Origin of the sequence: Mesorhizobium sp. M4A.F.Ca.ET.090.04.2.1 (assembly GCF_003999085.1) — a bacterium.
GTDB lineage: Bacteria > Pseudomonadota > Alphaproteobacteria > Rhizobiales > Rhizobiaceae > Mesorhizobium.
On the sequence record NZ_RZOT01000108.1, the window covers coordinates 1 to 12,801 of the forward strand.

9 protein-coding genes are annotated in these 12,801 nt (G+C 58.0%); all 9 read right to left on the bottom strand.

Translation table 11 applies throughout. From position 1 onward, the window contains the following. Positions 1–372: 372 nt before the first annotated feature. Positions 373–1,050, bottom strand: a complete 678-nt coding sequence (locus EN781_RS10395; protein ID WP_127399955.1) for an antitoxin Xre/MbcA/ParS toxin-binding domain-containing protein — start codon at positions 1,048–1,050, stop codon at positions 373–375. A gap of 55 nt (positions 1,051–1,105) precedes the next feature. Continuing rightward, positions 1,106–2,257, bottom strand: coding sequence for an FAD-binding oxidoreductase (locus EN781_RS10400; protein ID WP_127399956.1), 1,152 nt, complete (start codon positions 2,255–2,257; stop codon positions 1,106–1,108). A 4-nt stretch (positions 2,258–2,261) separates the two neighbouring features. Continuing rightward, a complete protein-coding gene (locus EN781_RS10405) occupies positions 2,262–3,866 on the bottom strand; it encodes an FAD-dependent oxidoreductase (RefSeq protein ID WP_127399957.1) in 1,605 nt (534 codons plus the stop codon). Positions 3,867–4,273: 407 nt separating this feature from the next. Continuing rightward, positions 4,274–6,766 carry an FAD-dependent oxidoreductase gene (locus tag EN781_RS10410; RefSeq protein WP_127399958.1) on the bottom strand — a complete coding sequence of 831 codons (2,493 nt, stop codon included), beginning with the start codon at positions 6,764–6,766 and terminating at the stop codon, positions 4,274–4,276. Between the two features lie 971 nt (positions 6,767–7,737). Beyond that, on the bottom strand, positions 7,738–9,144 hold the full coding sequence (locus tag EN781_RS10415) for a CapA family protein (RefSeq protein WP_127399959.1): 1,407 nt from the start codon (positions 9,142–9,144) through the stop codon (positions 7,738–7,740). A gap of 62 nt (positions 9,145–9,206) precedes the next feature. Further along, positions 9,207–10,238 (bottom strand): dipeptide ABC transporter ATP-binding protein, encoded by a 1,032-nt coding sequence (locus tag EN781_RS10420; protein ID WP_127399960.1) that lies wholly within the window; start codon positions 10,236–10,238, stop codon positions 9,207–9,209. Next, entirely contained in the window at positions 10,235–11,242 is a 1,008-nt protein-coding gene (locus tag EN781_RS10425; RefSeq protein WP_127399961.1) for an ABC transporter ATP-binding protein, read from the bottom strand. The genes EN781_RS10420 and EN781_RS10425 overlap by 4 nt, the downstream gene beginning before the upstream one ends. A 1-nt stretch (position 11,243) precedes the next feature. Continuing rightward, on the bottom strand, positions 11,244–12,125 hold the full coding sequence (locus EN781_RS10430) for an ABC transporter permease (RefSeq protein ID WP_127399962.1): 882 nt from the start codon (positions 12,123–12,125) through the stop codon (positions 11,244–11,246). A 1-nt stretch (position 12,126) separates the two neighbouring features. Continuing rightward, on the bottom strand, positions 12,127–12,801 hold a 675-nt coding region (locus tag EN781_RS10435), incomplete at its 5' end, for an ABC transporter permease (RefSeq protein ID WP_145965475.1).

The following is a 12,801-nucleotide window of genomic DNA, read 5'->3' on the forward strand; positions in this document are numbered from 1 at the left end:
TTTGATCTCCAACTCAAAAAATTAAAAAAGGGCCGGGGGCCATCCTCTTTCGGAAGACCAGCATCCCTCCCGCTCCACACAATGGAAAAAGATGCACGTCGCGCCGCTTTTTCGTAAATCAGGCTATACGTAAGATTGAGAAATTCAATATATATATGCCTACATTTCGGATCGATGCACAGCATCCGTTGCCGATTTGTCACTAATCGCAAATAAGATTTATACAATTAGTACATACTATACGAATATTACTTGGACATTCTGAATATATTGCACGTTGAGGCAATATGCGTAGCGCAGCCCTAAGTTTTCAAAGCGCAGCGGACCACTCGCGCCTAGACTAGCCCTCTCATTTGCAAGAGCTTTTGTCGGTTACTTTAAGGTCAAAGAAAAATCTCGTGCAGCCCGAAGGACTTCTGCAGCCAGCTCTTGCCGTAGCAGCTCTATGGGAGTTCGGCCATCAAGTTGAGGTGAAGGGGAGGTCAGCCAGAGCCAGGCCGCTCTGGGATTGGCGATCAACGAGAGCACTTGTCGTATTCCTGGCGCGGGCCTGCCGTCGACGAACTGAGCCAAGGGGAATACATGCTTGCGGGCGCCTTTCCGCAACGCAACCACATCGTTGTGCCGTTGCCACCAATGCAATGTCGATCGCGGTATGCCGAAATGTACTTTCAGATAAGTAGGGCCAGCAACAGTGCCCGCCCAGTCTTCGATACGTTGACAATCGTTTTGCTGATCTCGCGCTTCTAAGACTGCGCCTTCACGCGCGCCCTCGGTTCGCACACTGGGGGGAGCCGTCTCACCTACGCCTTCATGGGAACGACGTCCTGCTTCGGCTGCAAGCCTGAGAACAAATTCGAAGGCCAGTGCGGTTAAACGGTCATGAATCCCTTGCGGGCGCTTTGAACAGGGTTTTACATGCGAAGAGATTGAACTCCTTTCTTTAATGACCTCCTCGTGCTGAGCCAGAACCCGCTGGACTTCTTTGGCTACAAAACTTAAAAGATCGTCGTGGCGAGGTTCATCTCCAAAATCAATTGATCTTGTCATGTGGGGCTATCCTGCCGGCGTGAGAGTCCTCTGCGCACCTCATCGGGAGACCGGCCTACTCCGTCGAGAGCGCTATCCATCCCTGCAATTCACGCCAGTCGGGCTCGAGTCTCGCAAATCGTGCCAACCTGAATGAGTAAATGTCCGCGAAGCTACAGGTGCCGTCTACAATCACGTCGCGGATCGCCCGCCCGCTGGATGGCGAGAGACCAAAGCCCACGCTGGACATGGTCGCAACAACCACATTAGGAAAGGTAGAGAGCCGGTCGATCACAGGACGCCCGTCAGGCGTATTCTCGATTATACCGGCCCAAGATCGAATGATGCGGGCGTGCGCGGTCTTCGGCATCATCTCAATCAAACGACGGCCAATATGGCCCAGCAGCGGGGTCGAGGGGCTAGCAAACCCGCCTGCCTCGGACAACTTCAGCCATTCGTGCGGACCGCCTCCAAAGGCCAAATTGCCCCGGAGTGTCTGTCGGCCGTGAAGGCCATTACCGTCCACACCGCCACAAGCCATTATGGGAAGTGGTTCAGTAACAATCATTTCAGCGCGCGCGCTTTGCATGGGGACTTCCTGACCCAGCATCGCGGACAAGCGACCAGTGTGTGGACCTGCCGCAATCAAAAGTTGATCGCAGCCAAGCGGGCCGCGCTCCGTCTCTACGCACACCACCCTCTCACCTTCGGTGCGGAACCCAACAACCCTGCAGTGCTGCATCAGTCGGCCACCGTGATCCTGCATTGCCCACGCGTAGGCCTGAACGGTGCGGTGTGGATTTGCGTGCCCGCCAAAGTGGTAAAAATGCGCGCCTGCGACGTTATCCCCAATCAGGGGGATCAGTTCACGGCATTGCTTACTGTCGAGAAGCTCGCTCCGGTATCCATGTCGTTGTGCCGACTCAGCACTGTGGGTGTTGTCCACCAATTGTTGCTCGGTAACGGCAACGTTTATGCGGTTGGGAGAGAACTCTGTCGGGTAGCCGAGCAGTTCATCCATGATGGGCCACAGACGCAGCATCTCGGGGTAAAGAGGCGATAAGAGGTGCCCGCAGCCGCCGCCGTTGCGGCCAGACGCCTCCCAACCGACGATCCCTTTCTCGACAACTAGTACGTCGACGCCGGCTTGTGCCAGCCACCATGCGGCGCTCAGCCCTGTAACGCCGCCGCCGACGATGACGACTGATGCACCCTTGACCTCAGTCATAGCCTCATTGCCCCAACGACGTTTCCTCACTTGTCGCAACTGTAAACAGCTCCGGAACCTCCCCTGGAGGTACCCATTGCGAGGGGATTCCGAACCAAGGCTCCCAGTTTTTGGCTTGATCATCAGATTCCAGAAGCTGGCTTGCGATCGCCAGCGGAAGCGGGCGCACCGGCGCGCGGTACCCCGCAAGAGGAATATCCGCGAGCGGCACGGTGGCTTTTAGCGCAAGCAAGGCCGCTATCTGCTCACGGCAGCGCCGTCCTTGGCACGGTCCCATGCCCGCGCGGGTGAGCCGCTTGACCTGGTCTGGGTTTGGGGGAACTTCCTCAAGCAGTGAGCAGAGCGACCGATTCTTGCTGCGGTCGGCTTGCCAGCCGAGATAGCGAGGCGGACGGACCTCGAGGATATCGAGGGCGGTGACCTCCTCACATTGACATACGTGGAATTCCCCACGCGCCTCCACGACGCTGGCGCGTACCCAAGCCTTGCGATAGGCTGACAAATCATAGGCCGGCCGGTCGGACTCCCTGACCTCGGCGGGTAGAGGATTTTTAGCCCCCCCTAGAATGGCGGCTACCGCGCGAAGGCCTTCGCCCGCAGCGATGCTGCGGTCGAGCGATTTCCTAGGCCAGATGCCGGCACAATCGCCGGCCGCGAAGACATTGCGGACGCTGGTACGCTGATCCCCATCCACTACCGGCGCATAGCCGCCGCGTTCGGAGTGAAATTCGACATGACAGCCATGGGCGGCGAGGAGATCGACCACCGGAGTTGCGCCGACCGCTAGCAAGACGCCCTCGCAGCTGATGCGGCGCTCTTCGCCAAAGGCCCGACCGGCCTGGTCAACAGCGACGATGAGCACTTCCTCGACCGATCGCCGCCCCACCGCCTCGCGCACGACATGACTGGTCAAGAATTCGCACCCAGCGGCGCGCAAATCGGTCACAAGTTGAGAGGGACCGACGGGCTCGATCGCCTGTTCGACAATCGCGGCGATTTCAATGCCGGCGTTCCCAAGTGCTGCAGCAGCACTCAGCGCCTCTGCGGACGTCCCGAGGATCACCACCCGCCTAGGGTGCAGCGCTCGGAAGCGTGCCGCGAGTGTAACCGCCGCCGTGGCGCCCATCACGCCCGGCTTCTCCCAACCGGGAAATCCCAGTCCCATATCTCGCCGGCCGGCCGCGACAATGACGTGTTCGGCTCCAATCAGCCAGCCGCGATCATGGTCGGACAAGCCGGCAACCGTGCCTGGTAGCCAGTGGACACCGGGACCATTTGCATAAAGCCCCCAACATGCGGTGCCGAGCCGCACGTCCACCCCGCCTTCGTACGCTGCCTGGATCAGTGGCTCGCTAGTGAGGAACGCCTCGATCATTGCGTTGTGGTTGCGTGCTACGCCGGACATGCCCCGTCCGTATTGTAGCGGCACGTCTTCGCCCATGGTTTTGAAGGCAACCGGATTCTCGTCCACGAGCACGACTGAGAGGCCTCGCCGAGCCGCTTCAGTTGCGGCAGCTAGACCAGCAGGACCTGCACCAACTACCAAGAGTTGGGTGTGTTCCTGGACGATCAGCTCTTTGCCTGCAACGGATTTTCTATCAGTCTTCATGGGGTAACGCTATCGAATACTCTTCGTTTGAAATGGGGCTACTCACAGTCGAGATCGGAAAGACTCTGGGTGTCACTCGGTCGCTTCATATGCCTGGGCAAGGCATCAGCTCTCGGCGTTCGAACCTATTCAGGAGGTTCATTCGACATGCGGGCTGGTGTCAAATTCAGTTTATGAATTGCGCTAATCTGGTTTCGAGATGAAGCGAATGCATTGTGAGGCAATAATCTTTTGTAGATTAGGCGGCCGTTGGCACATCACTTGGGCACCGTCGAACGGGAACCAGCTTTGGGCGGCAGCCCGCAATTATGACTTCTTGGGCCTTCCCGCGGTTCAGTGTGCCTTTCAAACGCTGCTGGATCGTTGCACGCCTAACCCGCTGAATTCCGAACCGCTCCCGTGGCAATTCAAGCCCGCACCCGCTCGCTCTTTGGATCATACATCGGCTTAAGCGAAACGTCCGCCGCAAAGCGCTCACCTGCGATTTCGATTTCGTAAGAGGAGGAGAGAAGCTCGTCTTCGCTTTCATTCTTGCAAGGCACGTATCCGAGGCCTACCGCACCGCCGAGTGTATGCCCGTAGTCACCAGACGTGATCGTTCCCACCATTCGACCATCTCGCAAGATGACCTCGTTGCGATGCATCAGTGCAGCGGGATCTTTGAGCAGAAACTGCACCAACCGACGCTCCAACCCTGCCTCACGTTTTCTCAGCACTGAATCTCGCCCAATAAATGCAGGCTTCGCTGTTTTTACGGCGAAACCCAATCCCGCTTCAAGTACATGATCATCACTGCCAATATCTTCCCCAAAACCACGATATGCCTTTTCGATGCGGCACGAGAGAATGGCATGCAGCCCACACAGCTTGAGTCCGATGTCAGCGCCGGCAACCTCGATTACTTCGAAAACATGCGCGGCTTGATCCGTTGGGACGAAAATCTCCCAACCCATCTCGCCGACATAAGTTACTCTATGCGCCCGCGCCAAACTCATGCCGATCTCTATTTCTTGGAAGGTGCCGAAAGGATTGTTCGTATTGTAGAAATCATTCGGGCTTACTCTGCCAAGCAGTTCGCGCGATTTCGGCCCCATCACCGCAAGGACGCTTTCCGAAGCTGACATATCGGTAATAACGACGAACCTGTCGTCGACATGCCGCCGAAGCCAATACAAGTCACGATACAATGTGTATGCCGAAACGACGAGCAGGTAAGCAGTCTCCGTGAGGCGACTCACGGTAAGGTCGCTCTCGATCCCGCCGCGCTCGTTCAGCATTTGCGTATAGACTATCCGACCGACTGGCACGTCAACGTCGTTGGAGCAAAGCTGCTGGAGGAAGCTGCAGGCATCTCGTCCCTCCACACGGATTTTTCCAAATGAGGTCAAGTCGAAAATCCCGACCTGTTCGCGCACAGCAACGTGCTCATCGCGCTGGTTATCGAACCAGTTCTGGCGGTGCCAGGAGTACCGATACTCGCGCTCCTGATCCTCCCTGGCAAACCAGTTCGCTCGCTCCCAGCCCACCGCCTCGCCGAACACCGCCCCACGCACCTTAAGATGCTCGTGAATTGGCGAGCGTCGAATACCACGAGAAGTTGTCTTCTGACGGGCGGGGAAGTCGTCGGCATAGGTGAGCCCCACTACCTCCGACACCCGCTCCTTCAAGTAGGAGCGATTCCTTTGAAAAGGCTGCATCCGACGGATGTCCACGCCCGACACATCGAATGGCGGCTCTCCATCATTCATCCACTGGGCCAGCGCTAAGCCCGCACCACCCGAGGAGGCTATCCCTCCGGTGTTGTAACCGCAAGCTACCCAATAGCCCCTAAGTTCGGGTGCTTCTCCCAAGTGGTAGTTATCGTCCGGCGTGAAGCTTTCTGGCCCATTGAAGAAGGTCCGGATACCAGCAGTTGCCAAGATCGGCATGCGCTTCAGAGCCCTCTCCATAATAGGTTCGAAATGCGCAAAGTCCTCGGGCAATTGATCAAAGCAGAAGCTTTCTGGGATGCCATCCATCCCCCACGGCTTCGCCTTCAGTTCTACCGCCCCAAAGAGAATTTTCCCAGCATCTTCCTTGTAGTACGTCTGCTCGTCACGAATACGAAGTACCGGCAGTCGGGTCAGCCCTTCTATTGGTTCAGTTAGCATGTAAAAATGTTCGCATGCATGCAGTGGTATCCCGATGTTACTTCTCAAGCCTAATTCTCGAGCCCACATACCGGCGCAGTTTACGACGTTGTCTGTTTCAATTAGCCCTCGCTCGCCATCCTTCTCCCATGTCACGCTCGACACCCGGCCGTTGCTCGTCTGAACACCAGTGACTTGCACTCCTTCGAATATCGCGGCGCCCCGCTTTCGTGCGCCTTTGGCTAACGCCATCGTAACATTAGTTGGATCACATTGCCCATCATTAGGAAAATGAAGCGCAGCGGTGACATCAGATACATCTACATGAGGGTACATTTCCTTGAGTTCATGTACAGAGATCTTTCGCGCCTGGACGTCGACCGCAGGGGCGAGAGACAGCTGCCTGTACAATTCATGCTTTCGCTCCTCCGTAAGTGCGATTGACAATGATCCTGTGCGGCGGAGTCCGGTCGCTATTCCTGTTTCGGCCTCCAAACTCGAGTAAAGTTGCATCGAGTACTTGTACAGATTTGTCATAACCCTAGAACCGGTAGGCGGCTCGCTCACTAAGCCGGCCGCGTGCCACGTTGTGCCGCAAGTAAGTTTCTTGCGCTCAAGTAGAATGACGTCGGTCCATCCAAGCTTTGCTAAATGATATGCAACGGAGCATCCCGACACCCCGCCTCCGATTATGACCGCTCGCGCTTTGGAGGGCAGCGACTTTCTTTCGGACACCTCAACAATCTCGCCAACTTCTGTTGAAACGTTCATGGAACTTAAGCTCCTGTTATGTGGGTCTTCCCGGCTTCTGCCCAACTGGCGGAAGGGCGCTGATCAGCAAACCGCTACCTCAGCAAGCCGGCAATGAGGGAGACGATCAAGAGAGCCGAAAGGAAAAGCTGGACAGCCGGCATGATGCTGGCAGGCGAAGGGAGGGCCGGAGCGACAAGATTGAGCTCCCGTCGACACAGCTCCTCGCCAGTGGCGCGCGAAAGAGCACGCGACGGCGCGAAGGGTCCTCATCGGTTGTCGAAGGGTACGCTGCCGCAGCCTTCATGCGCTTTTGGTGAACGTAGGCGCGTGGCTGCCTTGTTCTGCAGATCGCGATGTAGTTTGACGGTATGCATCTGTAGTCCCAAATCAACGGCTGGGGCATCTTACTCATTCAATGATCAATCGCTCGGCAGCTTCCGTCAAACACTGTTTATGTATTGTCGGCATCTGGAAACGAGATGGCGGCTATGCTTGTGCGATTTGGTGCGTGCGTGCACCGACCATCAAAGCGATCACCTACTTATCCCCAACGCCATTCTCGATCCGGCCTCGACCGCATGCCGCCTGCGGCCGAGCCCGTCCACCCCACGCCCCTGCCATAAACATCCGCGGTGGCCCCTACTGACAACGAAAAACGGGTTGGCAGCACGAGAAAGCAAGCGCAGCCGCTCTTGACCGGCCCGAAACGGCAATCGCAAATGAGTTGAAACAGGCAACTGAAGGCCCCATCCTGCTGCCCGCGAGTTAGTCAAACCGATGTCCGCGATGGAGCGGCCCGCATTTGAAATCCCATATGTGGTGGCCGGCATCCGCTCCTCGAGCGCAGTTCGTTGACGACTGTCTCCGCGTTGTGGGGAGGGTCGGAGCCAAGCGTGATCGCCTGCGGCCGCCGGCCATAAATGCTCAAATCATATTTCGATGACTCCGAATGAAGAATAGATGATTAGATCCCGCAGCCCAGCGGACGATCACGGCGAAATCGGACTCAATCTGATCACCCCAACGTCATTCTCGATGGCGATCTCGGTCCCAAATGCCTCGGATAGCCTCTGTAGACGTTCGAGAATGGCCTTTGCCTGAGGCGCGGTCACCAGCCGCGGGATACCCCGGTTGGCAAACCTCTTGGAGTAGCCAAGCTCGATAGGATGGAGTCGCAATTCAGCAAGCTGGTTCTGCTCAAAGCGACTGACCGCGATAACGCTCTCATAGAAAATCGGTGCCGCGAGCGCTCCCACAAAGCCGTCTGGCGTCGGGTATCCTTTTGCCTCCTCGTCGGCCGTCACCTCGGCATCTGTGTCGATCCGAGGGTCCCTGCCATAGGCTTCGAACATGTCAGCCCCCACGGGCGTCCGCAGATCGTCATAGAAGAAATTTCCCAAGCTATAAAAGATTGGCCGGCCCCTGTAGATCTCGATACCGCGCAGCAGATGCGGTCCGTGCCCGATATATGCGTCTGCCCCGGCATCGATCATCTTCCGCGCGAAGGATTGCTCGTAATCCGGCGGTTCCTGGCTAACCTCCTCGATCCAATCAGGCTCGTGACCATGGTTCGTGATGATGCAAAAGTCGGAGAACTGTTTGCCCCTGCGAACGTTTCTTAAGATGTCGGCGACATCGCGACGGTTTTCTTCGTAGCTAAAACTGGGTTTCTCGCCTGCCTTAAAAGTCTGCCCAAGGAGTACGACCTGACCTTGATCTACTTCGCCGGCGTTATAGCCTGGTAACACATCACGTAGCCGTCTGACGCTCTCAATCATCTCCGGGGGAACGATGATGTTTCGCGTCAAACGAAGGGCATTGAGCCCTGGTCTGCCGGGTGCTTCGCCTGCGGGATCGCACGCTCGAGACATTGGCATAAAGGTCGTGGCGAGCGACACCAACGCCACCCGACCTCGAGCGGTCTCCAGAAAGCGAGCAGCACCGGCTTCGGCATGATTCTCCCCAGCACCCGCGTGTACGATGCTGCTCTCATCGAGCACGCGGCTAGTTTCGCGCATGCCTTCAACGCCCCAGTCAAGCGTGTGGTTATTTGCGCGACTCATTAGGTTGAATCCCATCGCCTTCAGATCAGGGCCGAGCTCCGGTAGGCTCACGTGATATGCACCACCGTACTCAGCCTGCGGACTTCCCTTGAACGAACGGATGTCGAAGATAAGGGTCTCCATATTGCCAAATGTGACGTCGGCGTCATGAAGAATCTTCACGACGTCGCCAAAGCCGGGATGTTGATATTTGGTCAGGGGCCGCGATACGATGAGGTCGCCAACTGCTACCATCGTGAAGCCGTCTGCGACGTTGGTTTGAATCGAGCCGACCACATCGTAGTCTCCACCCTGCTCGACCAGATGAGAACCGCTCTGTGTATATTTCTCCATAGGCTTCTCCTTTATGCTTGCCGCACGCGGCAACGATGTTCGGCGTCAGAAGGGACCGGTGGTTAGGCCACGGGACGGAGCGAAGAATTATCCGCCGGAGCCGGGTGGACCGGCATGCCTGTAGCCGGAGCGCGCACATGGCAGGCCACGACGCGCCCATCTGCCAATGGCACCAGAGGCGGCACCTCGACGCGGCAGCGCTCAGTGGCGAGCGGGCAGCGCGGGTGGAACGCGCACCCGCTCGGCGGCTTGATGGGGCTTGGCACCTCGCCCTCAACTGGCGCCTGCAGCCGAACGCGGGTCGGATCCGGGACCGGCGCGGCCGCGATCAGCGCCTCGGTGTAGGGGTGGACCGGGTTGGTGAAGAGCGCTTCGCGCGGCGCAAGCTCCACGATCCGTCCTAGATACATGACGGCAACGCGATGCGCGATATGCTCAACGACGCCAAGATCATGCGAGATAAAAACGAAGGCGATGCCCATCTGCTGCTGCAGATCCGCAAGCAGGTTCAGGATCTGTGCTTGCACGGAGACGTCAAGGGCGGAGACCGCCTCGTCGGCGATGATGAGAGAGGGGTTGACCGACAGGGCGCGTGCGATGCCGAGCCGCTGGCGCTGACCGCCTGACAATTCGGACGGGACCCTGTGCATCATCTCGGGCGACATTCCGACCTTTCGCAGAAGCTCCGCGGCAAGCGTCTGCCTCTGCTTTCGACCGAGGCGCTCGAAGTTCTCGACGGGTTCGGTGATGATCTGTCCGGCAGTCAGCCGCGGGTTCAGCGACGAATAAGGATCCTGAAAGACCATCTGCATGCGACGACGCCAAGCGCGAAGCGCGTCTTTCTTGAGGCCAGCAATGTCGATTCCATCAATTAGCACTCGCCCGCCCGTCGGCTCGACAAGCCGCATCAAGAGCCGCGCGATGGTAGATTTGCCACAGCCGGATTCGCCGACGATGCATAGCGTCTCGCCCGCATCGACTGTAAAGGACACATCCTCTACCGCCCGGATCACCGGAATGGTTTTCTTGAAGAGGCCCGAGCCAAGCGGATAGTGCTTTGTCAACTTCTCGACTTTTAGCAGAGGACCGTTCATGCGCCCATCACCTCTTCGGCGCGCCAGCAGGCTGCGGCGTGGCTCGACCCGACACCAAGCAGGTCGGGCGTCTTGTCGTGGCAAATGTCGATAACGAACGGGCAGCGAGGAGCAAAGCTGCAGCCCACAATGGGCTCGCGCAAGCTTGGGACAATGCCGGGAATTTCCGGAAGGCGGCGCTGTCGGCCGCGCCGCCGGTCAGGCACCGATCGCATGAGCCCCTGAGTGTAGGGATGCGCCGGTCGCGCAAACAGATCTGTCACGCTGGCTTGTTCCACGATTCGGCCGGCGTACATGACAATGACGCGTTGGCATGTCTCGGCTACAACGCCCAGATCATGCGTGATGAACATCACGGCCGTTCCCGTGCGCTGTTTCAGATCGACGATGAGCCTTAGAATCTGCGCCTGGATGGTGACGTCCAGGGCCGTCGTCGGCTCGTCGGCAATCAACAGTTCGGGCGAACAGGCGAGAGCCATGGCGATCATGGCGCGCTGGCGCATGCCCCCAGACATTTCATGGGGGTAGCTGTTGACGCGACGCTCAGGGTCCGCGATGCGGACGATACGGAGCATCTCTTCGGCCTTTGCTATAGCCACCGATCGGGACGCGTTTGTGTGGATCTGCACCGCCTCTGCTATCTGGTGGCCGACCGTATAGACCGGGTTCAGGCTGGTCATCGGCTCTTGAAAGATCATGGCGATCTGGTCGCCGCGGATCTTTCGCATCTCCCGATCGGACAGCTCAAGCAGGTCTCGTCCGTGGAAGCGGACCTCGCCGCCGAGGGTCCTTGCGGTCAGCTTCGGCAGCAGACGAAGGATCGACAGGGCGGTGACGCTCTTCCCGCATCCAGATTCGCCAACAACGCCGAGCGTCTCGCCTTTTTTGACCTGGAAGCTGATGCCACCCAAGGCGCGGGTGACGCTGTCTTCGCCAAAGAAATGCGTTTCAAGGTTTCGCACATCGAGAAGCAAGTCGTTCCCTGCGGTTTGATGCATCTGCATGTCAGCGTCTCTGCTTGGCGCGGGGATCAAACAGATCGCGCAGGCCATCCCCGAGCAGATTGACGGCAAGTACGGTGACGGCAAGGAAGATACCGGGGGCGAAGATCGTCATTGGCGCGATGGCAAGATACAGCCGCGAACTGGCAATCATGTTTCCCCAACTCGGAATCTCGGGCGGCACGCCAACGCCGAGGAAGCTCAGCCCCGCCTCAGTTAGAATAGCGCTGGCGCAGACAGTAGCGCCCTGAACCATCAGCGCCGGAATGGTACTTGGGAGGATGTGTCGCCACAGCACTTTCGGCAGCCGCGCACCGCCGCAGAGCGCGGCCTCCACATAGGCACGCTCGCGAACGCCCAGGACCACGGAACGAACCAGCCGCGCGACGGCTGGCGTCTCGGGGATCGCGATCGCGACAATCAGGATGCCGATCCCCGGCCCTGTTAGGGAAATCAGCGCAATGGCCAGGAGAATCGTCGGTATCGACATCAGGCCATCCATGACCCGCATGACGATATTGTCGAAGCTGCGGCTGTAACCTGCGATAACACCGATCAGGAGCCCGACCACGGCCGCGATCGCTGCCGACAGGAGCCCCACCAGGAGGGAGACGCGGGCACCGAAGATCGTTCGCGCAAACACATCCCGGCCCAGATTGTCGCTTCCAAACCACATTTCGGCGGAAGGCGAGTGGAGGCGCTTGAATGGATCCATGTTCAACGGATCGCCAGCGTAAAGTGGAGCAGAGATCGAAAGTATGGCAAGCAGTGCCAACAGGCAGCCGCCTGCAATGACCAGCGGGTGACGCCTTGCCAGACGGGGAAGATCAGATGTTCGCAGGCGGCCTGCAGGGAGGTGCTCAACTGATGCGGATAAACTCGTCATATTAGTACCGGATACGGGGATCGATCACGGTGTACGCCAGATCGACTGTGAGGTTGATAAGAACGTACAAACCCGAAGTCAGGATGAGCACACTCTGAATGATCGGGTAGTCGCGGTTGTTGATCGCGTCGACCACCAAACGACCGACACCGGGTATGTTGAACACCGTTTCCGTTAGGACGACTCCGCCGATCAGATAGGCGAAGCTTATGCCGATGACTGTCAGGATTGGGACGCCGGCATTCTTCAAGGCATGGTGAACAAGCATGGCATAGGAGGAAGCGCCCTTGGCGGCGGCCGTTCGCATATAGTCTTCCGACAGAACCTCGAGCATGCTTGCCCGCGTAACCCGGGCGATGAATGCAATGTAGCCAAGACCTAAGGCCACTGTAGGCAGGATCAAGTGCGCGAACCATGGTCCGAGGCCACCATACAGCGGCACATATCCCTGGACCGGAAGCCAGTGTGTCCTGATAGCGCAGAAGTATATGATGAAATATCCGATGACAAAAACCGGGACGGAATAACCAAATGCTGAAAAGGCCGTTAGGAAGCGGTCTACGAAACCGCCAGTCCACCACGCGGCAAGGATGCCGAAAGAGACCCCGACGGTCACAGAAAGGATCATCGTCAGGATCGACAGGGAAAGGGTCGGTTCAAGCCTTTGCGACAGGAG

What these genes read in the sequence shown, in the direction of transcription:
- EN781_RS10420 (WP_127399960.1), bottom strand. Translation starts at nt 10,238, where the DNA reads ATGAACGGTCCTCTGCTAAAAGTCGAGAAGTTGACAAAGCACTATCCG.
- EN781_RS10410 (WP_127399958.1), bottom strand. Translation starts at nt 6,766, where the DNA reads ATGAACGTTTCAACAGAAGTTGGCGAGATTGTTGAGGTGTCCGAAAGA.
- EN781_RS10430 (WP_127399962.1), bottom strand. Translation starts at nt 12,125, where the DNA reads ATGACGAGTTTATCCGCATCAGTTGAGCACCTCCCTGCAGGCCGCCTG.
- EN781_RS10425 (WP_127399961.1), bottom strand. Translation starts at nt 11,242, where the DNA reads ATGCAGATGCATCAAACCGCAGGGAACGACTTGCTTCTCGATGTGCGA.
- EN781_RS10415 (WP_127399959.1), bottom strand. Translation starts at nt 9,144, where the DNA reads ATGGAGAAATATACACAGAGCGGTTCTCATCTGGTCGAGCAGGGTGGA.
- EN781_RS10400 (WP_127399956.1), bottom strand. Translation starts at nt 2,257, where the DNA reads ATGACTGAGGTCAAGGGTGCATCAGTCGTCATCGTCGGCGGCGGCGTT.
- EN781_RS10405 (WP_127399957.1), bottom strand. Translation starts at nt 3,866, where the DNA reads ATGAAGACTGATAGAAAATCCGTTGCAGGCAAAGAGCTGATCGTCCAG.
- EN781_RS10395 (WP_127399955.1), bottom strand. Translation starts at nt 1,050, where the DNA reads ATGACAAGATCAATTGATTTTGGAGATGAACCTCGCCACGACGATCTT.